The sequence below is a fragment of the Psychrobacter sp. R86515 genome (genome assembly GCF_042466315.1).
Classification (GTDB): domain Bacteria; phylum Pseudomonadota; class Gammaproteobacteria; order Pseudomonadales; family Moraxellaceae; genus Psychrobacter.
Genome location: NZ_JAXHCC010000001.1, coordinates 333,231 through 358,110, shown reverse-complemented (window position 1 = coordinate 358,110; position 24,880 = coordinate 333,231). Strand labels below are relative to the sequence as shown.

The 24,880-nt window shown below is 41.1% G+C and carries 18 protein-coding genes and 1 pseudogene; 9 read left to right on the top strand and 10 right to left on the bottom strand.

What is annotated here, in order from left to right:
* Window positions 1-62: 62 nt before the first annotated feature.
* The 6 genes from SJY28_RS01505 to SJY28_RS01480 form a co-directional block, all read right to left on the bottom strand.
* Complete coding sequence (locus SJY28_RS01505; RefSeq protein ID WP_379543190.1) at window positions 63-1,040, bottom strand: MetQ/NlpA family ABC transporter substrate-binding protein; 978 nt, start codon at window positions 1,038-1,040, stop codon at window positions 63-65.
* Window positions 1,041-1,210: 170 nt separating this feature from the next.
* Window positions 1,211-1,867: a methionine ABC transporter permease gene (locus SJY28_RS01500; RefSeq protein ID WP_370587210.1), complete on the bottom strand. Its 657-nt coding sequence runs from the start codon at window positions 1,865-1,867 to the stop codon at window positions 1,211-1,213.
* A gap of 49 nt (window positions 1,868-1,916) precedes the next feature.
* Complete coding sequence (locus tag SJY28_RS01495) at window positions 1,917-2,687, bottom strand: methionine ABC transporter ATP-binding protein (RefSeq protein ID WP_057761581.1); 771 nt, start codon at window positions 2,685-2,687, stop codon at window positions 1,917-1,919.
* Window positions 2,688-2,943: 256 nt separating this feature from the next.
* Window positions 2,944-5,073, bottom strand: coding sequence for an ATP-binding protein (locus SJY28_RS01490; RefSeq protein ID WP_379543189.1), 2,130 nt, complete (start codon window positions 5,071-5,073; stop codon window positions 2,944-2,946).
* Window positions 5,074-5,158: 85 nt separating this feature from the next.
* A complete protein-coding gene (locus SJY28_RS01485; protein ID WP_057761578.1) occupies window positions 5,159-5,881 on the bottom strand; it encodes a response regulator transcription factor in 723 nt (240 codons plus the stop codon).
* A gap of 258 nt (window positions 5,882-6,139) precedes the next feature.
* Window positions 6,140-7,369: an efflux RND transporter periplasmic adaptor subunit gene (locus SJY28_RS01480; RefSeq protein ID WP_379543188.1), complete on the bottom strand. Its 1,230-nt coding sequence runs from the start codon at window positions 7,367-7,369 to the stop codon at window positions 6,140-6,142.
* A 679-nt stretch (window positions 7,370-8,048) separates the two neighbouring features.
* On the opposite strand from SJY28_RS01480, the gene pilG reads away from it, so the two are divergent.
* The 9 genes and pseudogenes from pilG (at window position 8,049) to SJY28_RS01435 (ending at window position 21,141) form a co-directional block, all read left to right on the top strand.
* The gene (gene pilG / locus SJY28_RS01475; protein WP_114701589.1) at window positions 8,049-8,426 is read left to right on the top strand and encodes a twitching motility response regulator PilG; all 378 of its coding nucleotides are present in this window, start codon (window positions 8,049-8,051) and stop codon (window positions 8,424-8,426) included.
* Window positions 8,427-8,587: 161 nt separating this feature from the next.
* Window positions 8,588-8,950: a PleD family two-component system response regulator gene (locus SJY28_RS01470; RefSeq protein WP_296208133.1), complete on the top strand. Its 363-nt coding sequence runs from the start codon at window positions 8,588-8,590 to the stop codon at window positions 8,948-8,950.
* 3 nt (window positions 8,951-8,953) lie between these two features.
* A complete protein-coding gene (locus SJY28_RS01465) occupies window positions 8,954-9,484 on the top strand; it encodes a chemotaxis protein CheW (protein WP_379543186.1) in 531 nt (176 codons plus the stop codon).
* 315 nt (window positions 9,485-9,799) lie between these two features.
* Window positions 9,800-11,074: pseudogene (locus SJY28_RS01460) on the top strand (methyl-accepting chemotaxis protein); the annotation flags it as partial.
* 70 nt (window positions 11,075-11,144) lie between these two features.
* The gene (locus SJY28_RS01455; protein ID WP_296208128.1) at window positions 11,145-12,080 is read left to right on the top strand and encodes a protein-glutamate O-methyltransferase CheR; all 936 of its coding nucleotides are present in this window, start codon (window positions 11,145-11,147) and stop codon (window positions 12,078-12,080) included.
* A 30-nt stretch (window positions 12,081-12,110) separates the two neighbouring features.
* On the top strand, window positions 12,111-18,974 hold the full coding sequence (locus SJY28_RS01450; RefSeq protein WP_379543185.1) for an Hpt domain-containing protein: 6,864 nt from the start codon (window positions 12,111-12,113) through the stop codon (window positions 18,972-18,974).
* Between the two features lie 49 nt (window positions 18,975-19,023).
* Window positions 19,024-19,959, top strand: coding sequence for a chemotaxis protein CheB (locus SJY28_RS01445; protein ID WP_379544887.1), 936 nt, complete (start codon window positions 19,024-19,026; stop codon window positions 19,957-19,959).
* A gap of 17 nt (window positions 19,960-19,976) precedes the next feature.
* Window positions 19,977-20,474 carry a hypothetical protein gene (locus SJY28_RS01440; RefSeq protein WP_379543184.1) on the top strand — a complete coding sequence of 166 codons (498 nt, stop codon included), beginning with the start codon at window positions 19,977-19,979 and terminating at the stop codon, window positions 20,472-20,474.
* A gap of 139 nt (window positions 20,475-20,613) precedes the next feature.
* Window positions 20,614-21,141 (top strand): cytochrome b, encoded by a 528-nt coding sequence (locus tag SJY28_RS01435; RefSeq protein ID WP_379543183.1) that lies wholly within the window; start codon window positions 20,614-20,616, stop codon window positions 21,139-21,141.
* A gap of 85 nt (window positions 21,142-21,226) precedes the next feature.
* Here the strand turns inward: SJY28_RS01435 and minE are convergent, their stop codons facing one another.
* The 4 genes from minE to SJY28_RS01415 all read right to left on the bottom strand — a co-directional run bounded on the left by minE (window position 21,227) and on the right by SJY28_RS01415 (window position 24,615).
* Window positions 21,227-21,517 carry a cell division topological specificity factor MinE gene (minE, locus tag SJY28_RS01430; protein ID WP_057762631.1) on the bottom strand — a complete coding sequence of 97 codons (291 nt, stop codon included), beginning with the start codon at window positions 21,515-21,517 and terminating at the stop codon, window positions 21,227-21,229.
* 2 nt (window positions 21,518-21,519) lie between these two features.
* Window positions 21,520-22,332: a septum site-determining protein MinD gene (gene minD / locus SJY28_RS01425; protein WP_057761560.1), complete on the bottom strand. Its 813-nt coding sequence runs from the start codon at window positions 22,330-22,332 to the stop codon at window positions 21,520-21,522.
* 289 nt (window positions 22,333-22,621) lie between these two features.
* Window positions 22,622-23,446 (bottom strand): septum site-determining protein MinC, encoded by an 825-nt coding sequence (gene minC, locus SJY28_RS01420; protein ID WP_379543182.1) that lies wholly within the window; start codon window positions 23,444-23,446, stop codon window positions 22,622-22,624.
* 71 nt (window positions 23,447-23,517) lie between these two features.
* Entirely contained in the window at window positions 23,518-24,615 is a 1,098-nt protein-coding gene (locus SJY28_RS01415) for a hypothetical protein (RefSeq protein WP_379543181.1), read from the bottom strand.
* Between the last annotated feature and the right edge of the window lie 265 nt (window positions 24,616-24,880).

The window sequence follows — 24,880 nt, the reverse complement described above, 5'->3', positions numbered from 1 at the left end:
AAGTAATGGGCGTTTCTACTAATCATAACACCTAAAAAGCTAGGTATTTTTGATTTAAAGTCTTATTGAGCAGCAGCTTCTGCAGTTTCTGGAGCGTCAGCGCTTTCAGTTTTAGCAGCAGTGTCCGTATGTGCGCTATGATCAGTACCCCAGATTTTTGGGTACTTGTAGCCAGGGAACGTTTCATGAGCGTACTTTTTGAAAGCTTCTGAGTTATAAGCGTTGGTCACATCTTCAACCCATTTTTTACCAGTATCAGCAGATTTGATTGCTGACCAGTTTACATAAGCAAAGCTTGGCTCTTGGAACAGTGCTTCGGTCAATTTGATACCAGAGTCAGTAGCATAGTTACCGTTGATAACTGCGAAGTCAACTTCATCACGTGCGCGTGGTAATTGAGCAGCTTCTAGTTCAACGATTTCGATATCGTACTTGCTGTTATCAGCGATATCTGCTTTTGATGCTGTCAATGGATCAATGTTGTCTTTCAATTTGATCCAGCCAAGGTCGTTCATCATAACCAAAGCACGTGCAAAGTTACTAGGATCGTTTGGTGCAGAAACACTCATACCTTTGAATGCAGCATCAAGGCTAGTCTTTTTACCTGAGTAAATGCCAAGCGGAGCCGTTGGTACTTGGAATGCTTCTACTAGATCAAGATTGTTTTCTTTTTTGAAATTATCAAGATAAGGCTTGTGCTGGAAGATGTTGATATCCAAATCGCCTTCAGCCAATGCAAGGTTAGGACGGACATAGTCAGTAAAAGCAATCAACTCAACTTCATAACCTTGAGCTTCAAGCGTGCTCTTTACTTGGTTACGAACCATATCAGCAAAATCGCCTTCAGTCGTACCGATAACGATTTTGGTATGATCAGGATCGATATCGCTAGCGGCAGTTTCTGCAGTGGTACCTTCGGTTACTGGCTCTTTAGTCGCTTCTGGCGCTGATGAATTGCTGCAACCAACTAAAACTAGACCTGATACACCAACAGCGGCAAATGCAGTAGCTAACTGACGGCTGATATCTGTTAATTTCATAATATGTCCTTAATAATGAATGGGGTTGAGTAAAACGTTTATCGTCTGAACATTAAAAAAGCAACATTATAAATAGTAATGCTGCTTTTGTTGTAAGAGCTGAGATAAGGGTTGAGTGTTGCCAAAAATAAACCTAGTCGCTCGTAAAGTCAAGTATTCTCTAAAGCGGTTTAACGTTTGTCTAAACGATTGGCGAGCCAGTTACCAGAGGCTTGAATCGAGACGACCATGATGGATAATACAATCACGATAAAAATCATTACCTCGGTTTGATAGCGATAATAGCCATAACGAATGGCCAAATCACCCAAACCGCCACCACCGATCATACCAGCGGCAGCTGAATAAGAGAGCAAGCTGATACAAAGGATAGTGACTGACAATACTAAACCTGAGCGCGCTTCGTTAAGTAATACTTTAATAATGGTAAAAGGACGTGCACCCATCGATTCGGTTGCTTCGATAATACCGCGCGGCACTTCACGCAAATTTTGCTCGACCAAACGCGCAAAATAAAACGAACCAGCGATAGCAAGTACCAATGATGCAGCAATTGGTCCGATACCCGTACCAACGATGGCCTTGGTAAACGGACTCATTGCAATCATCAAAATCACGAAAGGGAAGGCTCGCATAAAGTTGGTAATACCACCAAGCACACCGTACAACGTCTTGTTTTGCAAAAACTGTCGATCACTAGACAAAAACAAGAATACGCCAAACAGTCCACCGATGACGATTGCTACCGTGGTCGAAATACCAAGCATCACAAACGTATCAATAAACGCGCTCACGATCTCTTTGCGTAACACAAGTAGCTTGTCTATAGAGGCGGATAATTCAGTACCAGTTAACATATCTATTTCTCCTGCCTCATTAGTCCTCGACGACTAGGCCTTTGCCAATCGGGGTGGTTGCTTGAATCAGACCGTCTCGCACATCCGCAACTTCTAGTAGCTGCCCTTGATGCAATAACGCTGCGCGATCACAAAGTCTACGAATAACACTCATCTCATGGGTCACGATGACGATAGTCACGCCAAGTTGCTCATTGATATCGCGCAGACAAGTCAGCAAACTACGGGTCGTGGCAGGGTCAAGCGCACTGGTTGGCTCATCGGCCAACAATACTTTTGGACTAGGGGCAATCGCGCGGGCAATACCCACACGCTGTTTTTGTCCACCTGACAACTGCGCAGGATAGTGACCAGCACGATCGGTCAAATCAACAATCGCAAGACAATCCATAACGCGCTTATGAATGTCGCGACTTGGATAACCAGAGATTTTTAAGTTAAATGCCACGTTGTCAAAAACCGTTTGATTAGACATCAGATTAAACTGCTGAAAAATCATACCTATATTATGACGGGCAATACGCAGCTCACTGGCAGACAGCGTGGTTAGGTCAGTACCGTCTATCACGACTTGACCTGAATCTGGACGTTCAAGCATGTTGATTAGGCGCAATAAGGTAGATTTACCTGCACCTGAATAACCCATTAGACCAAAGATTTCGCCTTGTTTGATAGTCAGAGATGTCGGCTCAACAGCGGTAAACCAATGTGGTTTGCCGTCTTTGTCTTTGATTGATCGGTCGCTTAAAAAACTTTTGGTCACATCGTTTAAGACAATCATGTCATTCATGGAGGGCTCAAAATTTAATAAATTTTTTAATGGTTAAAAACGCGTCATCAGGCCTCTTTCAATATGTAAGAAGCTTGTCAAAACGACAACAGTCAATAACCGTATAATAAGGGGCGGTAATATAGCATATTATCAGGCACTTTGGATATGCACATACGTGTCCGGCTTATGATTAATAGCTATTAAGAATAAGCAGTTAAAATGGCAAATGTGAAGGCGACAGCGTAATAGCTATCTATATAACGATGGGGATTGATTACTCGTGATAGTTGTAATGAGGATCGTGATGAATTGGGATGGTGACCAAAAATCTAGTATGACCATTTAAGGTATCTGTAATAATGCGTCCTTGATGAGCGGTAACGATTTGTGAGACTAACGATAACCCTAGTCCAGAGCCTTTGTTTTTCTGCTGCAAACGTACAAATGGGCTAAAGACTTCTTCTCGTTTGCCTTCAGGGATGCCAGTGCCTTCGTCGATTACCGCCAGCACGGCATATTTTGGCAAAGGACGTTCAGGTTCAGTTTTGGCTTTTTTCATATGCTTAGCAAATAAGCCTTCTTTACGCACAACTGCGCCTGAGTTCTCATTGTTTGAGCTATTAGATTTGGCGTCATCTTTCGTATTGTTTGAGCCATTATTCTTAGTAGCGGTATCAGTAATAGGTTTATCTGATTTTTGAGCACTATTATTAACAAGAGTGTCAGTATTGTCGCTTTCTACATTGTTTATAGAGCTTGTTAATGCTACTTCAGTCACGTTAGCATTGTTGGTATTATCGGCGTCGTTAGTAGGTTCAGTAGAATCTGGAACAGCTCTCCAAATAACTTTCTTAATTCTGTCAGTCAACTCACTGGTAAAGCTGTAATAGTCAGCAAGTAGTGATGTTTCGCCAGTAGTAGGTTGGGGTTTGCTAGCATTGTCTATCAAACTTTCATCTGAAAGGTCGTCATCAATACTGACTTCACCATTGCTCTCGTTGTTCTCATTGCGAGCAGCTATGTCTTCACCGTTTTTATAAATAGTCGGCGTTGGTAGATCTGCTATTGAGTCAGTCGTTTCTGATTTATTTTTATCAACCGAACTAGTAGCTTCATGTTTAGCGGTTTGGTTTTCAATTACCTTGGCATCAGCGTTTTCTTCATAATCATCAAAGTCTAAACTGTTGTAATCGACAAAGCTGCTGCATAGCACTGTTTGCAATAGATAGTCGGGCACAGTTCCAGCTTCTTCTATGCTCTGAACACCGTATAGCAATACCGTAACAGGTGGCTTGCCATGTAGCATAGCGTTGGTAAGTAAATTACGAATCAAATGAGTCAACATTGATGATTGACCATCTATCACAATGTGCTCACCAATGAGCGTGGCTTCAGGATAGTGCTGACGTTCTTGATTTACCAAATCGTATAAATCTAGGTTTTCAACTTGCTGTAGGGCATGTCCCGCATCCAAACGACTAACCAGTAATATGCTTTCTACTAAGTCATTAAGACCTGACAAGTCTCTATTGATCGCTTGTGCCCGTTTATCGAACTTTGCTTTGGTATCAGTTGGCAGCGCACCAGCCAACATATCCATCATTTCAATCTGTAGACGGATACGTGTAATCGGTGTGCGTAGCTCATGAGAAGCATGTGCTAATAGCAAGTTATTGGCATCAATTAAGTGTTCAATTTTTTGTGCTGCTTGGTTGAATCCACGTGCTAGTGCAGCGATTTCATCATTACCACGTGCGTTCACTCGTACCGTAAAATCACCATCACCCAATTGAGTCATTTGTTGGCTCAACTGGTCAATACGCCATGTCATCGTCCGAGCAATCAACCATAGTACGCCTGCCATGATTAATAGCAGTAGTAACGTACCAGTGAATAAGTTCAGGGCTGCAGAAAGGACAGGTTTTTTGGGCGTGAGACGTGATTCGTACAGTAAGGTATAACCCGTACTGCTATACACTTGGGCTTGTTTGGTAGGTGATGTATCTGCAAGTGATGGAAAAACACGTGAGAATAAAGACGGAGTAGGGGGAAGCTCTAGGGGTAGGTCACTGTTATCGGTTTGCATGAGTAGCCGACCTTCGCTGTCATACAATCCCATTTTTGCTTGCAGTGATTCATCAAAAATATCGAAGCTTTTCTTAACGACAGCCAGCATAAAACGCGACTGCAAACGATTGTCTTTGCTGATGGAAATATTCAATTCATGCAAGAATGGATCGATTTGCCCTAGAATCTGTGTGGCTAGTATCTCTGAGCGTATGCCAGCGTCTTTGTCATGAACAAGTTGGGTCAACAGCACCATTGCCACAGCAAATAAAGTAAGTGCCAGCATAACGCTGGCAAATAGTTTGGCAAATACGGAACGAAAACCCAATTGCTGCATTAAACGATCTCTATTATTAAACGCTTGTACCGACTCATAGTACAGAGTTTACACCATGAGTCAGCTAATTAGGTATCCTTTACAATTACACCTGATCAGTAGCAAATTGATAGCCGACGCCGCGTACGGTAATAATACGTTTTGGCTGGCGTGGATTGTCTTCGATCAAAGCACGTAGACGCGAAATATGTACATCAATTGCACGGTCAATATTGTCTGAGCTGTCATCGTTTGGCATCGCTTGCCAGAGTTGCTCACGATTCAGCACCTTGCCAGAATGAGTGGCAAAGTAGTGTAACAACTGAAATTGATGCGTGGTTAGGCGTACCGGTTGGTCATCGATAGTGACTTCATGACTATCAGGGAACACACTCAAACGGCCAAAGGTTAAGCTGTCTGATTGGCTATCGGCTTGATTTGGTTGCTCATGACGACGAATAACCGCACGAATACGAGCTAAAAGCTCACGTGGTTCAAAAGGCTTGGCGATATAATCGTCAGCACCCATCTCTAGCCCCAACACGCGATCGGTTGTATCACCTTTTGCGGTTAGCATAATAATAGGCACTTTATTGGTCATGTTGTTCTTATTGCCACGAATCTTTTGACATACTTGCATACCGTCCATATCAGGTAGCATAAGATCCAATACAACCAAGTCAATATCGCGCTCTTTGGTGTCTAATAAGTCGAGACCTTCTTGACCAAGACCAGCATGATGCACATCATAATAGTTCATGGTTAAATAATCGCTGATCAACTCAGCCAAATCTGGATCGTCTTCAATTAATAAAATCTGCTTACTCATGGGGTGTCCTCTAATTGTTATTGTGATTTATAAAAATATAACATTTTCGGTAATGATGACTGTTGGTAATAATAAATAATTAAACTATCAAGCCTCTACGTTTTCAAATATACAGAATAGCGCATAATTAAATATGAGACGTATTTTAATACTCGGATAATGCTATATATAGTAGGGTCATATTGCCTAATTATGCTGTTACAAAACAAGAGAAGCTTTGTTAATGTTTCTACCAAATGTAACTGTCAGCATAAGCTATTATGACACAATAACTTTTTTACCTTTAGAATCAACAGGTAAGTCCGCCAAACAAATTAAGCTATCATTGCTTACACCTGCTATCAAATACTGCTGCGTAGTAGGATCGTATTCAACTACCTCAATAGGTTGACGCGTTAGACGCTGATCTTGGCCTATAATCCAAACATTTGCAGTCAATGGTTGTAGTGGCATATAAGGAGGAGTTTGCAACTCTGTCAGGTCTACATCATGTAGCGCGCGCTTGGGTACGATAGTGCCTACATCTATTTGACCATAGTTGACGCGCCCTGTGACTTTCATATTTGGCAGTAACTTATCACGACTAACTTCGTTGTCGATGACATTAACATAGACCAAGAGCTTTTTGGGTTGACTGGTCGATACCAGTTTGCTGACCTGTCCCGTAAACTTGTCTGAGATACCTTCGGCGGTAAAATTGACCGTTTGGCCAACAGAAAGCTGTGGTTTTGCTTGTATAGGCAGGGTAGCCATAAAGTGCAGCTTGGTCTCGTCACTGATCTGTAGTAGAGACGCGCGCGCCGCTAGCTGTTGTCCTGCACTAGCAGATAAGTTTTCTACCCGACCCGAAAAGCTAGCATGAATGGTAATCGAATTATACTGTACATCTTGTTTAGCAGTATTAATGTCTGCATCCTGAATAATAGAAGTGTTGCTATCAGTATTTATCGTAGATTGTGCTTCTAATGTTTTATCACTCTCACTATCAGTTTTTCTTACAACAGCGATATCTGCGTCTGGCGCAGCTTGTGCGGAGTTAGCATCAGAGTTTTGCGTATCTTCTTGATTGTCCTGATTAGTATCCCCTGATTTTGAATTAACTTGCTCAGGCTTTTTCAAATCTTCAGCTTTGCTAGCCGTGCCCGTACGTCTAAAGACAAGCAATGGCGTGCCTTTTTCTACCCATTGACCTTCACTAACCAGTGTCTTTTCTATACGAATCGGATGTACCGCAACAAATGTAGTCTGCTTGATAGGTTCGATATTACCTTGTAATCCGAGACTCGGCTGATACCTTGAAGGTTTGATACTCAATATATGTTCTGGTGTCATTGTGACACTGTCGCTTGTGATGATAAGTGGCGTGTCTGCGGTCTCTTCTTCAGTGTCAGTAACGGCTGATTCGTTTATAGGTGACGGCTGACAAGCAGCGATAAATAATACGCTGAATAAATAGAGGCTTTTTTTTAAATATCTAGAAGCTGTCATAGCAGTCACCATTGTAATCGTCATATCATTATATAGTGAATTGCAATGTGGTGGAACGACTGTAAGATATTTACTAAACTTAAGAAAGCTGATGATCCAAACACTAGGAATAGTTGCAGTTACACCTTCGATATACAAGAATAGCTATTTGTGATACTAACGAGTTCGAACATAATTTTACTAATCACTGGCAAAGTGAAAGTAACTGTGCTAAAACAAACACTATAGAATATCTTGATACATTTTTATTACAAATGAAAATTATCCTGCAATGTTTTCATCGTTTATATATAATGCAGAAATATCATATAGTTGTTTGTCTCGTTAATCGAACCTTTTATCTTTAACGAAGGTTGTTTTGAAAGTACTTTGTATATGCTTAACGTCAATATTATTTCACTTGAGGTTTATGAATGTAGAGTATTATGTCCAAAACTATAAGCTCAAAACCTGATTTTTTGAGTTTACAAATAATAAAGTGCGTATAGTAGCTCATGTTTACACTGTGCTTAGTAGGCAGATACTAAAAGCAAATACTCGCTGTTGTGGTGAATTTTAATGTAAATCCAATCACTCATATTTGTCTAATAATATGTGATATAGCAGTTTAGGATAGTTATTTAAAATTTATATTAGTAGATAGCGTTACGAATAAATAGCCGTTTATAGGACAATGAGAATGGAAAATAATTTTGATGGTTTGAAAGTAATGGTGATTGATGATTCAAAAACCATCCGCCGTACTGCAGAAACCTTATTACAAAAAGCGGGCTGTGAAGTAGTAACCGCTATAGATGGTTTCGATGCATTAGCAAAGATTGTAGATAACAATCCAGATATCATTTTTGTTGACATCATGATGCCACGTTTAGATGGTTATCAGACTTGTGCATTAATAAAAAACAACCCTGATTACGCAAATAAGCCAGTGATTATGCTTTCATCCAAAGATGGATTGTTTGACAAAGCACGTGGCCGTATTGTTGGCTCTGATGAATACTTAACTAAGCCGTTCAGCAAAGATGAGCTTTTTGATGCCATTAATCAATACCGCTAATCGATTAAATATAGACTTAAATACATTGGTTGTTATTATTGACATAGATTGCTCAATACTGAGGAATCATGATTAAGAAATTGCTAACAATAAAATTTTAGGTAATCGTTTTAATTGAACAATATATCCTCGTGGTATCTTAGAAAATAAAGGAAACTCCTATGGCTACCGTTTTAGTCATTGACGACTCGCCATCAGAAATGGCGAAATTTCGCGATATGCTTGCCAAAAATAACTTCCAAGTACTGGAAGCGACAAACGGTGAGCAAGGCTGCCAAATGGCAGCTGATCATTTACCAGATGTTATTTTGATGGACGTGGTAATGCCTGAAATGAATGGTTTTCAAGCCACACGTAAGATTACTCGTGGTAAAACTACTGCTCATATTCCTGTCATTATGATTAGTACCAAAAATCAAGAGACAGATAGAGTTTGGGGCAAGCGTCAAGGCGCTAAAGAGTATATGAACAAGCCAGTTGATGAAAGTGGATTGGTCAATATGATTCGCAAAGTGATGGAGTAACTTGTGGCTTCTAGAGGGTTTATTGAGCTTCTGCGTCTAGCAGACTTGGCACGTGCACGTAAAAGCGGTCGCCGCGGTGGCCAAGAGTTTGATTGGCAGGGTGTGGTATTTGAAATTGGTGGGCAGCGCTTAGTTGCCCCTATGGGTCAGGTATCAGAGGTGTTATCTATGCCAGAATATACTAGCTTACCTCTAGTCAAGCCATGGATGCTAGGTATTGCCAACATTCGTGGGCGACTATTACCTTTAACGGATTTGTCGCATTTTTTACAAGTACCTAGTCGCTTGACACAAATGAGCCAACGAAAGGTTATTGTTATCGATTATGACAATATTTTTTCAGGACTGCTGGTTGATCAAGTACTTGGTATTGAACAGTTTACTCATGACCAATACCGTCCAGAAGCCATCGATCATGACTCGCCATTTGCGCCTTATAATCATGGTAAGTTTTTTAAAAATGACCAAGACTGGTATGTTTTTATGCCAAGCTTGCTTGCGCAGGATACTCAGTATTCAGATGCTGCAATATAATTGTCGATAATAGAATACCTGTCTTTTAAGTAACGACAGAATAATAGCAACTGACAAGATACAGTTTGATGTCAGCATTTATACAGGCTTTGCTAATCATTGTTTAGATAACAACAAGATTTTCAAAGTCGGTCACGATTAGACTTTGACGATTGTTTGAAAGGAATATGCAAGATGAGTGATGTTATAAAGAAACCTGTAGCTGGTATGGCTAACACAACAGCAGACAGCAAAGATGCTGATGGTACGTGGAAACTATTATTAGGATTTTTTGTTTTATTAAGTTTGGCCTGTCTGATTTGGTTGATTAACTCTCTATCATCAGTAAGTCAGTATTTTAGTAGCTTTAATCAGTCGGTTATCATACCAGCGGCTATATTTGCCCTTGGGGCGTTAGGTATTTTATTTGCTTCGTATCAGCTATTGAAGCAGCGAGGTGGTTCAGAGCGATTGCTTATTGAGAAAGAAACGCTGCGTCGTCGTCAAGAAGCAGAAGCTGAGTCTGAACGAGCTCGCCAAATTCAAGAAGAGAACGAACGTAATCAGATCGCTATTCTACGTCTGCTTGATGAGTTGGGTGATTTGGCAGAAGGTGATTTGACCGTTAATGCAACTGTATCAGAAGACTTTACAGGGGCGATTGCCGACTCGGTCAACTTTGCAATTGACCAATTACGTCAGTTGGTTTTGGTTATTAACAGCACTGCTGATCGCGTATCGCAATCTTCAGATCAAACGCAGATGAATGCTGTTGAATTGGCTGAAGCTTCTGAACACCAAGCACAAGAAATTGCTGGTGTATCGGCTGCTATTAATGAGATGACTGTTTCAATTGATCAGGTTTCGAACAATGCTGCAGAATCTGCAACGGTTGCCCAGCGCTCAGTTGCTATCTCCCATAATGGAGCAGAAGTTGTACAGCGCTCTATTGAAGGTATGAACGTTATTCGTGATCAGATTCAAGAAACGTCAAAACGTATCAAACGTCTCGGTGAGTCTTCGCAAGAAATTGGTGATATCGTTGGACTAATTAATGATATTGCCGATCAGACTAACGTTTTGGCATTGAACGCCGCTATTCAGGCATCGATGGCAGGGGAAGCGGGCCGAGGCTTCGCGGTTGTTGCTGATGAGGTTCAGCGTCTGGCTGAGCGTTCAGCGAACGCTACTAAGCAGATTGAAACATTGGTAAAAACCATTCAGGCCGATACCAATGAAGCAGTTATGTCAATGGAATCAACAACTTCTGAAGTTGTGCGCGGTGCACGCTTAGCGAAAGATGCGGGTGAAGCACTAGAAGAAGTACAGAGCGTTTCTAATACTTTGGCTGACTTGATTCAAAACATCTCAAACGCTGCATTACAACAAGCTGAGTCTGCTGGTCATATTTCTCACACCATGAATATCATTCAAGATATTACTTCACAAACCTCATCTGGTACCATGGCGACAGCCCGCTCTATTGGTGAGCTAAGTGAAATGGCAGCAGCGCTACAGGAGTCAGTGACTGGTTTTAAAGTAACGAATGATGACGAGCTGTTAGATGATGAAATGCTAAATACTGAGCATGAGTTATCAGAAAGTGTCTAATGCTAGCTTTTACCATAAAGTAATGCTGTGAGAAGTTTAATTATGTGCAGCACAAATTATAGTAGGTAACGTGAATAAACTTACTAAAGCAGATAAAAAGCCACTGAGTACAGTCGAATTTGCATCGAGCAATGCCTTAATGCAATACGATCATTTTGACGTACAAAAGTGGCAAAAGTACATAGAGAAAGAAATCGGTTTTGTGCTTCCAGATATACAGCTACAGTGGTTCATTAATGCAATTGAGTGTGTGGCAAAATCGAATGGATCAACTGCTGAGCAGCTATGGTATAACCTACCGAAGGACAATGAGTTACGTCAGCGACTATTAGATAAGGTACTGATTCATGAAAGTCGTTTTTTTCGTCATAAGCCTTCTATAGATTTTGTCATAAAATGTGCATCGCAGTATCGAACAGTAGACAATAATAAAGCCTTGTTCCGTATTTGGAGTGTGGGTTGTGCAAGTGGACAGGAAGCTTGGTCATTAGCTATGAGTCTATCAGCACAGCAATTTTCAAATTATTCAATACTAGGAACGGACGTTAGTGAAGAGGCAATTAAAAATGCACGTCTTGGACAGTATGACAAACGCCAACAGTGCTTAATTCCGCAACTGTGTCAGCAATTTATTCAACCGCTTCTAACTAAAAGTGAGACAAATAATACGAATGATAGTTTGTCTCCTACGCCAGAAGTGAATGATAGTATACAGCCAAACTGGCAAGTAGAGCCTAAATTACGCCCACACGTCAGTTTTTCTGTACATAATATTATTGAAAAAACCCCACCTACCGCTCACCCTCAACATGTGATTATTTGTCAAAATATGCTGCTATATTTTCGAAAATTCGATCAGCGTGATATTTTGACTCGGCTAGCAGAGCAGTGTACGTTAGGGGGATATATTATATTGGCTCCAGGTGAGGCGTTGTTCTGGCGTCCTTCAAATATGCGCCGTATTGCGCACCCACAGGTTAATGTGTGGCAAAAAATTAGTGCCTAAATTAGTGCATAGACGAGTTAGGATAACCCTATGAAGAAACAGCCCAATGACATAGTGACACTTGAATGGTTACTACCATTATTTAATCAGCAATTATCACAGGTATCTGATGGTTGGCAATTGGGTGAGTCCAATATTGATCATAAGCAACTGACATCACATTATCACCAGATTAGTGGTGCGCTAATCATACTTAACCTTCCTTTGTTGGCAAGTATCGCTAGCAATTTGAGTCAACTTGCAACACTAGCAAGTAACGATGACTTTTCTATCAAAGAGCGTCGTGTAGGCCAGTTTTCTCACCGGTTATTGCAACGTGAGATCAACCAATATGCACGTACAGGAAGTTACCATACTGGCTTAGTAACTAAAGCTACTCATGAACTGACTCGAGCTTTGTCTCAACGAGATATAGAAACTAACTTATCTATAAAAGTTAATGATATTGAGCATGAATATGCTAATAACGAAAATATTATCAATAGTATTGAAGTGGTCGTACCAACGGGTCCAGCTACTTCTACTTTAACCAATGAACAGTATCAGCAGTTGCTACTCGTATGGCGTCAACAAGTACAAGAGTTATTGATCACTAATACAAACCAATCATCTTTACTAAGTACTCTAGAAAAAGTTAGTCAATACTTATGGCAGACTACACATGATAAGGGACTACAGAGACTTTGGTACTTAACTGAACTGTTGCTAAGTGATCTTACTCACAATGAAACACCGATACCTGAGCATTACTCACCATTATTGAGTCAGCTTGATCAAATTATAGAGTCCTATATCTATTCAGATGTGTTGCCTTCAGGTACGATTTTCAGATTGACTACGGAAATATATATAGAACTAAGCTATCTAACTTATAGTAGCAAACGCACTCAATCTATTTTGGATGAAGTAACACGAAATGCAACGACAGCCCCACGTTTTTTACCAAGATTATTGAATGAACTTGAAGAACTTATCTTCAAGCTAGATGAGCCAGATACTTTGGTAATACCTCTAGAACGCATCAAGAGCCAACTTAAAAACCGAGGCTGGACTTATTACGTGTCTCAAGTGGAATCAATTCTTGCAGATTTAGAACAGGCTTTTTCATCCGAAATGGGCTTTGCGCAAGAGCAATGGCAAATTGAACGCAAACTACAAGAGTTATATAACGCTATTTATAGTACTGAAAAAACAATTTCACTCAAAATTGGGGGGGCAACCTCTTTTACTACTGTGCCAGATATAACGGATGGCGAAGAGAGCAATTCGATAGGTAAGAGTGAAATTATTCCAACCGATGATGGCATACGTGAGCTGCGAATCGCAGTAGAAGAAATAAAGCAAAGTTTCAATGAGTATATACAGCGTCAAGACATTCTATTAATACCAGCTAATAATGATTTTATTAGTATTGGTCAAGCTTTTGATGATATGGGGCTGCCAGTAATTCGTCAAACAATAGAAGACATAGGTAGCATATTTGCACGATTGAACACTCATCAAATTACGACACCAAGTTGGAGTTTGGTTCAAGCATTGGCTGAGAGCTTAACCTCTATTGAGCTATTACTTGATTACCTCGCACAGCAGGTTTTCGATCAGCAGTTACTTACATTGGCAAATGAACATACAGACAAAGCAACACAGCTTCTAAATACTTATATTGAAACACCAGAGCTGCTTGATCAGACAGTGCCTACTCAAAAACTGTCAGCGAACGATGTTGTGCGTTATGACGATAGTGGTGAGGTTGAACCTATTGTCAATGAAGATGCGGAGCAGGTGGCTAGTCAAAATAGTGTGCATTTATCTAATAATATCGAAAGTGATTTGTTGAAACAGGCTCGTCAGCAAGTCAAACCTGACAGTTTTGAGACTGATGTAGAAATTCATAATATTTTCATTGAAGAAGTGACAGAAGTAATTGCGGATCTCAGAGACTTTTTACCAATTTGGCAGCAAGACTCACAAGATTTGACACCACTGACCGAAGTGCGGAGAGGGTTTCATACTCTAAAAGGTTCAGGTCGTATGGTTGGTGCTTTTAGTATCAGCGAGATAGCATGGTCAATCGAAAACCTACTCAATCGTTTATTGGATAAGACGCTGCCTGTAACAGATGAAATTGTGAGCCTAGTGATTGATACGACAAAAAGCTTACCAACACTGGTAACAGATTTTGAAGCGCAGCGCTTACCAAGCTTTGATCCTGCGATTACTATCTTACAAAGTAGCAATCTAATGCGCCAACAGCCAGTTAACACTGGACTGACGCTAGCTGAACTTGCTCCTAAAGAGGTTATGTCAGATGATGCAGAATTAGAAAAATCTCTACTAGAAATTGATGATGCTGATAACAATTCTAATAACGATAGTACCGAATTGGTTACTGACTCGAATAACGAAGAAGCGAATATCAACGAATATTTATCTACGTTGGATATTCCAGAGAATCTTGTACCTTTTATTAGAGAGACTGATCAACTACCAGCTGATGCCAAAGATGCAGATCCTGATATCAAAGAGATATTCATAGAGGAAGCCAATGAAGTATTGGCAGAAATTGTGCCATTGTATGAAAGCTGGCAGAAAACACCGAGCGATCTAGAGGGCTTAAAGGATATTCGCCGTGGTTTCCATACCTTAAAAGGTTCGGGCCGCATGGTAGGCGCTAACTATACAGCTGAACTAGCATGGTCTATAGAAAACATGCTTAACCGTGTTTTAGATAACAGTGTCGCTATCTCAGCTGATATGCGTCAGTTGATTATAGATGTACTGGCAGCGTACCCCAAGATGCTTGTAGCATTTGAACAGGGTACTCAAGACTATCCAGCTGTAGTTCCAGTGTGGATTGCGTGTGCTGATGCCTATAGCAAACAGCAGGGTAATGGATTTAGCTATTCTGCTTTGTTTGCACAATCAGTAGTTAGTTCTATAGATGAGATGGAGGAAACGAAGCCATGGTCTGATACGGCTGAGACTAACAATGCTTATGATGACAACAGTAATGAAGCAATAGATTCTACCTTACAGACCTTTCATTCAGTTAACGAAAGAATGGCTGAGGCAGCGGTTGTTCTTACCCCTCAAAGCGAGGAAGAGAAAGTATTTTGTAAGATATTTATTGATGAAGCAGAAGAGTTGCTTGAGCGTATCGAACAGTTTGTCAAAGACAACAGAGAGCAACATTGTATAGAAATCACAGATGAAATCGTACGCGCATTCCATACTTTGCGCGGCGCTTCTGGTTCTAGTGCCTTGGCCGCTATCAGCGAAGTCAGTGCAACTATTGAACATAGCCTAGAGTTATTACAGCAGCAGGATACTGGGATGAATGCTCAACACCTAGAGGCGTTGGCTCAGTCAGCGAAACTAATAGATGGCTATTTAAATAATTATAAACAAAATACAGAACAGCATGATGTATCAGTAGAGAACAAGGATTCGCAAAGTCAACAAGATATAGCATCATTACAAGCAATGCTAGACGAACAATATGTTGTCAGTGATACTACCGTGATGACAGATAGGAAACCGTCGATAGAAGAGCTATTAGATAGTAATATTGATGCCTTGTTAGATGCTGAATGGGAATTGGAAGATGCACTTAACCATACTGAAATAGAGCATGTCCAGAGCTATGTAGAGCAGCAAGTTTCACAAATAGCTGCTCTCATAGAAAAGGCGCAAGCATTTCCAAAATTTGTCACAATTCTTGATGAACTTGGCAACACATACCGTTATTTGAGTAATTATATCGATAAGGCTCAAGATAAAGACATTCAAGCAATATTACATGCAGGTCACGCTCAACTGATAGGCTTGTTCGATGCTTTAGCCGGAAGTACCTCCTTAAAAATAGATAAACAAGTCATTGATGAGCTACGAAGTATTTATCAAGAAAGGGATGAAAACGAAGACGTTGGTTTTATCGTTAGAGCCGTTCCAGCACCTGAGCTACAGTTTGAGACTATTGATACTGATATCGAGCTGTTAGAAATATTTTTAGAAGAAGCACAAGAGCTTGATACTGCACTAGATGAAAGCTTCAATAAGTGGCGTGCCGATATCGCCAATATCAATGCGCTAAAGGTTCTACAGCGTCATTTGCACACGATCAAAGGCGGTGCACGGATGGCCGGTATCCGTAGTATTGGTGATTTAACCCATGAAGCAGAAAGCGTCTACGAGTCATTTGTAGAGAACCGAAGAGCGCCAACAGCGCAGTGGCTTGAAATTATGCAAATGGTGCAAGACACGATGTCACTGCAAGTGATGCATATTGTGAGTCATAAGAAATCTTTCTTTACCCCAGAGCTGATTGAACAGTTGCGCCAGCTTGAAAAAGCAAAAACGTTACCAGAGGTAGTCGATCTAGTCATACCAGTACCAAAAAATCATTTTGAACCTACAGAGCGTAGCATTGCTGCCAATGTTGTTGACAGTGATAATGAGGTATTGAGTACCCTAAGTCTGGATAGCATGATTAAACAATCATGGGCTAACGGACTCCCTGATCCTGATATATTAGCAGTATTTTTGGAAGAGGCAGAAGAGCTTACCAATCGTAATAAGTATCTGCACTTGTTCTTAAAAGACACGAGTAATACCACAGCGTTACAAGCGCTCCAACGTGACTTGCATACCATAAAAGGTGGCGCACGAATGGTCACTGCCTCTGGTATTGCTGACTTGGCTCATGAAATGGAGTCAGTTTATACAGACTTTGTCAGTGATCGACGTCCAGCCACCAAAAAAGTATTAGAGTTGCTGGTTGCAAGTCATGACTGGCTAGCTGATGCAGTATTTATTCTTCAACAACATATTAACCCACCGACGCCTACGCTATTAATTGAAGCGTTGGAACAATTTGGTAGAAACCCTGATAGCCTAAAAACGATACCTAAAGAGTCTCTACAAGCCCAGCGTGAAGCAATCTTGATTGCCAAAGAAAACCAAGATTCACAGTATCTTGCAAAAGATATCAGTGAAATGCCGTCTATGCTTAGAGATACTCACGAGGAAGGTCAGAGCGCTAGTAGCAATGAGATGATTCGTATCTCAGGTGGTTTGATTGAGCACATGATTAATTTGTCTGGTGAGTCAGCGATTAACCGTGCTCGTATCGATATGGGTATCAGTAGTTTAACAAACAGTATTGAAGAGATGGGTACGACAGTACAACGCTTGGCAGATCAGCTACGTCGTATGGAGATCGAGCTAGAAGCACAGATTTTGTCTCAAATAGATGAGGAGCTCATCGATAATGAAGACTTTGACCCTCTAGAGATGGATCAATACTCATCTTTGAATCAGCTGTCTAAATCTTTAACAGAGTCGGCCTCGGATTTGGTTGATATTAACCATACACTATTAGAAAAGACACGTGATAGTGAAAGCTTGCTGCTACAGTTATCTCGTACCCAGACTGAACTGCAAGACGGTTTGATGAATTCACGTATGGTGCCATTTACACGCTTGACACCACGTCTTGAACGTATCGTACGTCAAACAGCTAACGAGCTTAATAAGTCTGTTGAACTGACCATCATTAATGCTGATGACGAGATGGATAGAACCATCCTAGAGCGCATTACGTCACCGCTTGAGCATATGTTACGTAATGCTGTCGACCATGGTATTGAAACCACATCGACCCGTCTAAAGTCAGGTAAAGAGCGTAGCGGCCGTATCACACTTGAGGTACATCGTGAAGGTAGTGAGATCGTCATCCAATTAACAGATGACGGGCGAGGCATTGATGTTGAAGCAGTACGTAGCAAAGCCATCTCTCAAGGTCTAATTGATGCAGATGATAATAGTCTATCAGACATTGATATTATGCAATATATTTTCAACGCTGGATTGAGTACTAGTAAGCAAGTAACTCAGATTTCTGGACGCGGCGTTGGTATGGATGTTGTTATTAGTGAGATTCGCCAACTAGGTGGAGCGGTATCCGTCGTTTCAGAGTTGGGTAAAGGCTCAAGCTTCACAATGCGCCTACCATTGACGGTAGCCGTGTCTGACGCGTTGGTTGTTCGTGCTGCAGATCGCTACTATGCGATTCCACTGGTACAGATTGAGCGCGTGGTTCGAGTGAATCCAGAGAAGCTTTATGACTATTATCAATCAAATGATGCCACATTGAATTTTGAAGACACTGAGTATCGAGTACGCTACCTAAATGAGATTTTATCAGGCAATAAGTTGAATGAGTTGGTCGTAAATACCAATACTAGCTTACCACTTATCATTATTAAAAATCGTACCGGACAGAATATTGCTTTGCAAGTGGATCAGATTGCAGGTTCGCGCATAGAAGTTGTTGTCAAACCTCTAGGCCAACAATTATCAAATATTCCAGGAGTTTCAGCTGCTACTATCATGGGTGATGGCTCGGTCATGCTCATCTTAGATCTGATTGCTCTTATGCGTAATGCGCAATTGGTCAAGAATATTACGAAAGCTGCTGATGCTAAAAGAGGACGTATAGAGTCTAAATCTACCATTCTAGTCGTCGATGATTCAGTGACAGTGCGTAAAGTAACCTCACGTTTCTTAGAACGCCAAGGGTTCAATGTGGCAGTCGCTAAAGATGGTATTGATGCAATTGAGATATTGCAAGATATGACACCAGATATGATATTGCTTGATATCGAAATGCCTCGTATGGACGGCTTCGAGGTCGCCACTCAAGTCCGACATAACAATCGTTTAAAGCAAATTCCGATTATTATGATAACGTCACGTACTGGCGAAAAGCATCGTGAGCGTGCCTTAGAGATTGGTGTGAATGACTATATGGGTAAACCATTCCAAGAAAAAGAGCTGCTTGATAAAATGCAAAAACTACTAGGTGAAGGGGTCAGCCTGACTAATGAAGGATAATGCACGTGTTTTAGCGCTGCGAAAAAAAAATAGAAACGATATTAAAGTGATGGTGGTGGCAGAAGATCACCGCCAGCGCATGGCTTTTTCAGATACGGTACGTGGTTTTGGCTTTACGCTGGTCGGCTGTGTGTCACGAACACAGTGGCAGGAAACAGGTGAGCTTTCTAACTCAGCTATCGATATTTGGCTGATAGACAGTGATTATGATGACAGTGTGGCAATAGCGACGGTGGCATCCAAACCAGCAGCAGTACTGGTTGGCTTCAGTCAAGCACCGTATCTAAACGAATCGCAAGAATATGCAAAGTGGCAACGTAAGTTAAAGCGTAAATTTGCCCAACTGCTTGACTTGCCAACACTGATAGATGCTCCAGTTTACAAGAGTGCTGATACTGACTGGCATTATGTCGTATTTTTGGGTGCTTCTATGGGTGGCCCTAGTGCGGTTAAAGAATTCTTAGATAACGTACCAGCCACACTGCCAATTTGTATTTTATTGGCACATCATTTTAATCAGGCTATGATTGGTACGTTGCCCCGCATACTTAATCGTCATAATGACTGGCGCTGTAAGATTATCGCTTCTTCACAGCGATTACGAGCAGGAGAGTGTCTGATAGTACCTATTGATAAGCAGGTTGTCTGTGATTCAACAGGTCGCGTGATACTATTGGATCAAGATTGGCATGGTGAATATAAGCCTGCAATCGGGCAGCTGCTCAAAAATACCAGTGATGTTCATGGTAGCGAGCTTATTAATATTATATTTTCAGGTATGGGTAATGATGGCTCTCAGTACTTGGACCTAATCCAAGACAATAACAGTCAATTATGGGCACAAGATCCGAGCTTGAGTGCATGTCCAAGTCAACCTCAGGCTATCATTGACTCAGGGTATTGCAACTTTATTGGTAGCCCTACCGATTTAGCAAAAAAACTAACCGATTACATTGGTGAAAGGGCAGATAGCCATTCACATTAACTTATTGCGAGTGACGTATGACACAAATTTTGAAACATTCGTTTGAGGCTGTGAGTCTGTTGACTACCAACAACGGTATGCTTGACGTCACTATTGTTCCAGCATTTAACCAGCCGGACTGGATCATTCCAAGTAGCCTAATTTTGAGTGTGGATGAGCTCCAACAGCAGGTTTCTAGATACGACTGGCAACAACAAGATTTGGCTGTATTTCATTTGCTACTGCAAGATCAAGCTCCAGACAAAATGATTGTTTTGGAAGGTAATACGACTGATCACCGTTTTGCCTTACAAACGGCAGGTGACTTGCGTCAGCTGCAAGCACGAATTTCTGAAGTGAAAGATGTAGAGACACCGGAACAGTTTAGTACTACCAATGGCAAAGATAGGGAAGAGTATTTTGATAAAAATGACGTCTCCTCCTACCTATATCAAACAGTGATGGTTGATGACGAAATCTACTTAGTGCCAGATTTGGATAAAATTGCCTATCACCTGATTGATTTAGATGGCTAGATTCTCACCTGTATTTAAGGTATTCTCCATTCTATAAATAGTAAGCCAGTAATGTTAATGACTTCATCTGTTGAAGAGTTATTAACTGGCTTATCAAACTGATTAGAGATAATTCCTGATAAAGGTAGTAGAGTCACTCATGAATAATGCCAACTCGAATGTATCAAAGTGGTCGGTTAGTAGCCGTATTTTTCATTGGATTAGTGCAGCCTTACTGTTAGCCACATGGATAATGATACTGCTATATGAGAATTTAGATAGCAATGTGTTTATTGGATACCATAAAGCGTTCGGCGTGAGCTTATTATTTTGGATGATTGCCCGAGTCATCAACCGCGTTTTTACTAAGGCGCCACCACCGTTAGCCATGCCAAAATGGCAAATGCTCATATCTCAACTGTCACATTTTGCTCTTTATGCCATACTGATTGCTATGCCACTAGTTGGCTTACTGATGGCAGTATATGGCGGTCGACCGGTTGATATTTTCGGTATCTTTCAGATCCCTGTATTCGTGACCCCAGATAGAAGCTTGGCTCGTTTTTATAATAACTTGCATACTGAGATTATCTGGCCAATGATTATTGGTTTTACGGTCTTGCATATAGCAGCCGCGTTATATCATCAGTTTGTCAAAAAAGACAATCTTATTGCCCGTATGAAATAATCTGTAATCGATAAACATTAAAAAGCCCCAAGTATCAAACTTGGGGCTTTTTTTATTCATTGTAGAAATACGTACTGTTAGAACGTTATTTCTTATGCTCAGGTAAATTGATATTCATCTCTAACACATCTAAGCTGTCTTCAGAACGATGGTTAATATTGACATCATCAATCTGCACACCGTTAACGTATTTGTTCACAACTTCTAAGATTTCACGTTTCATTTTCTCGATACGATCAACCGTTAAGCGATTGTTCAATCTGTTTTCGCTAGCAACGATAACTTTTAAACGCTCAGTTGCTAAATTTGCGCTACCTGCGTTACTGTTGTCGTCAGTACCGAATAGGCTACTCCAAAATCCTTTTTTCTTAGTCATCATTATCCTCCAAACCAGCGCTGTAATAGACTCTTTTTCTTCACGTCAATATGACGTAGTGGGCGCTCTTCACCCAAGAAACGGGCGACAATGTCTTCATAACATTGACCAGCAACAGAGTCGGTATAATGAATAACTGGTTCGCCATGGTTGGACGCTTCAAGCACTGAATGGCTTTCAGGAACAACCCCAAGTAGTGGAACTTTTAGGATATCATTTGAGATAGTGTCAATATCCATCATCTCATTGGCAGCCGCACGTTCAGGATTATAACGAGTGATAATCAAATGCTCGCGAACAGTCCCTTGGTTCTCTTCTACTTTTTTCGTCTGACTTTGCAGAATACCGATGATTCTATCTGAGTCACGTACTGAAGAGATCTCAGGGTTAGTGACAATAATAGCTTCATCCGCATGATACATCGCTAGCTGTGCACCGCGCTCGATACCGGCAGGTGAGTCACAGATGATATAGTCAAACTGCTTTGAGAGTTCAGCCATCACCTCTGATACCCCTTCGTCTGTCAATGCGTCTTTATCACGCGTTTGACTGGCGGGCAGGATATACAGGTTTTCAAGCTGTTTGTCTTTGACAAGTGCTTGCGACAAGCGCGCGTTTCCAGTGATGACATCAACGAAGTCATAAACAATTCTGTTTTCGCAACCCATGATTAAGTCTAGATTACGTAGACCTACATCAAAGTCGATAACAACCGTTTTATAGCCACGTAACGCCAAACCAGCGGCAAAAGAAGCACTTGTCGTGGTTTTACCCACACCGCCTTTACCTGAAGTGATTACAACTATCTTCGCCACAATGGCACACTCCTATGAATCAATGGGATATCTTTTATATAAATAGCAAAATTACATGTTATTTACCTAACATATATACACTATCTTCGAAGCTAGCCTAGCATAAATAAACAAAAATTTATAGCAGCTCGATACTAAAGCAGAAAAACAACCTATGTATCGCTCAATTAGCCTCTCTGCATGGTATTAGTAGGGTTATAACTATGCTTTTTGGCTTGTTGAACAGAGCAGCTTAACTACCTTAGTTTTCTATAAAGTCACTTCACGGTGTATTATTTTTAATAGTGTCTTAAGCTTCATCCATCACGGTAAACACTAAGCCTTCGCCTTCTACAAATTTTACTTGCACAGACTTGTCGATAACGTGCTCAGGTAAATTGTCTCGTAAGCAATAGGTTCCTGCTACTGACACCAATGACGGATTAAAGACTTGGCAGAATATACGGGCATCTTTATCCCCTGTTGCGCCTGCCACCAAACGCCCTTGTGCCCGGCCATATACATGCAGGCTATTGTCAGTAATTGCTTCAGCGCCGCTATTGATACTACTGGTCAAGATCAAGTCGCCGCCAACGTGATTGAGGCTTTGTCCTGAACGCAGCATTTGATCATAGATTAAGCTAGTAATATGCTGAGTACTTACCAATGTCTCGGTGGGCATATTAGATAGTGTGGTTTCAGTAGCAGGTTCGCTCGTGGTAGAAGTATCATCGACGCTATTAGCATTAACTGCTTCGGCGTTGTTGTTCTCTACTGCCTTTTGAGTAGGAACTGGGGCTTTTTTACTTGGTAATATACGCTCAATACGCTTACCATCTGCTGGAAATATCGCTAAGCGCTGCTCACGTGCTTGCGCATCAAGTACTCCTGTCACCACGCCAATAGGCTGCAATCCCCATGCCCATAACAGCTCTACCAATGCTGATAAATCCTGCTCAACGTCACTATCAATAAGGATAGGAATATTGCTCGATTTATTGCTGAGCGTTTCAGTTAGCTGAGCTTCTATAGCTGCTAGATCGCTCGTACTAAACTGTACGCGTGAAAACGTCAGCATCTTGCCATAGAAAGCTAGCGCTGGTGCAGTCTGGTTATCGTTAGCTGAAACTGTCATATACAAACCCTTAAAAATAATTCTGTCACGGTATTATGTCTCTTATTACGTCATGCTATTAGACAGCTAAACTATAGATTTAGCATATCTTGGTGCTTCCATTGCTGCACTTTTACTTGCGCTTCAAACGCAGTCAAACTGTCATCAATGATACTAGAAATTAAGGTATCTAGCGCTGTATTATTGGTATCTATTTGCGCAATACCGCTAGCAATTTCCATCATTAATATATCCAAGCGCTTAGGGTCTAAAAGTCGCTTGTTTAATGCAGTTACGACGTTCTCACCGATATTGTGCCCGACGTGATGTAGCTGTGATTCAATCAGGCTGCCCGCGATAGGTATCATGCGTAGATAGCGGCGCAATTCAGGTGTGTTGGCCAATCCTTCTTCAATAGCATTACCCATTTCGCTCGCCAATATACTGCCGCCACCTGATGAGGCAGTCAGTTCCTGCAGCTTCGGTGCAAGCTCTGTACGCAGTACGGACAATACGGCCGCTTCAATCTCATTTCGATTTTTTGCAATCGTCGACTCAATGAATGATTTATGCGTGTCTGAACTGGTTAGCTCTTGTCGAAAGTTCTGTATCGCTGTCAAAATAACGCGATCGGAGAGCTCTTCTAACAGTAGGTCAATGTAAAACTTGATTCGGTTGATCCACGTCTGCGGCAGTACTTGATAGCCAAGCTGATATAGACGTCGTCCAATAACGACCGCTCGCAGTAGTCGCAAAGCACGTAGCTGCGGAAAACAGCCTAATACTTCGTACCAATGAACGAATGGGAAAAAGAACCAGCGATAATAGACTTTTTGTTTAATGGCAATCGCCCAGCGCAATAGCAACTCAACGACCAAAAAGATAGTAAAAAAACCTCCAGCAGTGCGTAGAGGATCATGTAGAGTGCTCTGATACCAATTGAGCGCTTCACTGATGGTTAGCCATTCTGCAGCATTACTACTAAAATTGCTCATCAAAATAGCATCGATACTGATCAATAGTAGATCAATACTGATGGCAATAATCATGACAATATCGTAAGTGAGCTTAAAACGACTCGGCTTTGGATGGTTAGGTTTTGGTGGCTCATCACTTATTGGATAAGGAGGCTGACTCAAAACAGATTCGGTAGCTAACGGCGAGCTAGTAGTAGAGGTGGGCACAGTCATACCTTATAAGTAATAAATGGCACAAAAAATGGGTCAGAAATCGATATTTGCTACCATTTACTATCAAAGTAGACATCGAAAATCTATGGGTTCATGATTAGTCACATTATCAATGAATAGGGCTAAAAAACAACCCATCTTTGATTAAAATTTATTTATGATGCATGGCTGTTTTAAGAGAATACATCACAAGTAAGATATGAATATTGTGACATCTGCACCCGTAACTTTGTTGCCTAATAACTTTTTATCTCATTATCGATAT

Excerpts from the sequence above, each read along its gene's own strand:
- SJY28_RS01485 (WP_057761578.1), bottom strand. The coding sequence starts at position 5,881 with ATGAGTAAGCAGATTTTATTAATTGAAGACGATCCAGATTTGGCTGAG.
- SJY28_RS01470 (WP_296208133.1), top strand. The coding sequence starts at position 8,588 with ATGGCTACCGTTTTAGTCATTGACGACTCGCCATCAGAAATGGCGAAA.
- SJY28_RS01505 (WP_379543190.1), bottom strand. The coding sequence starts at position 1,040 with ATGAAATTAACAGATATCAGCCGTCAGTTAGCTACTGCATTTGCCGCT.
- SJY28_RS01445 (WP_379544887.1), top strand. The coding sequence starts at position 19,024 with ATGGTGGTGGCAGAAGATCACCGCCAGCGCATGGCTTTTTCAGATACG.
- minC (WP_379543182.1), bottom strand. The coding sequence starts at position 23,446 with ATGACAGTTTCAGCTAACGATAACCAGACTGCACCAGCGCTAGCTTTC.
- SJY28_RS01480 (WP_379543188.1), bottom strand. The coding sequence starts at position 7,369 with ATGACAGCTTCTAGATATTTAAAAAAAAGCCTCTATTTATTCAGCGTA.
- SJY28_RS01495 (WP_057761581.1), bottom strand. The coding sequence starts at position 2,687 with ATGAATGACATGATTGTCTTAAACGATGTGACCAAAAGTTTTTTAAGC.
- SJY28_RS01490 (WP_379543189.1), bottom strand. The coding sequence starts at position 5,073 with ATGCAGCAATTGGGTTTTCGTTCCGTATTTGCCAAACTATTTGCCAGC.
- SJY28_RS01435 (WP_379543183.1), top strand. The coding sequence starts at position 20,614 with ATGAATAATGCCAACTCGAATGTATCAAAGTGGTCGGTTAGTAGCCGT.
- SJY28_RS01440 (WP_379543184.1), top strand. The coding sequence starts at position 19,977 with ATGACACAAATTTTGAAACATTCGTTTGAGGCTGTGAGTCTGTTGACT.
- pilG (WP_114701589.1), top strand. The coding sequence starts at position 8,049 with ATGGAAAATAATTTTGATGGTTTGAAAGTAATGGTGATTGATGATTCA.
- minE (WP_057762631.1), bottom strand. The coding sequence starts at position 21,517 with ATGACTAAGAAAAAAGGATTTTGGAGTAGCCTATTCGGTACTGACGAC.
- SJY28_RS01450 (WP_379543185.1), top strand. The coding sequence starts at position 12,111 with ATGAAGAAACAGCCCAATGACATAGTGACACTTGAATGGTTACTACCA.
- SJY28_RS01415 (WP_379543181.1), bottom strand. The coding sequence starts at position 24,615 with ATGACTGTGCCCACCTCTACTACTAGCTCGCCGTTAGCTACCGAATCT.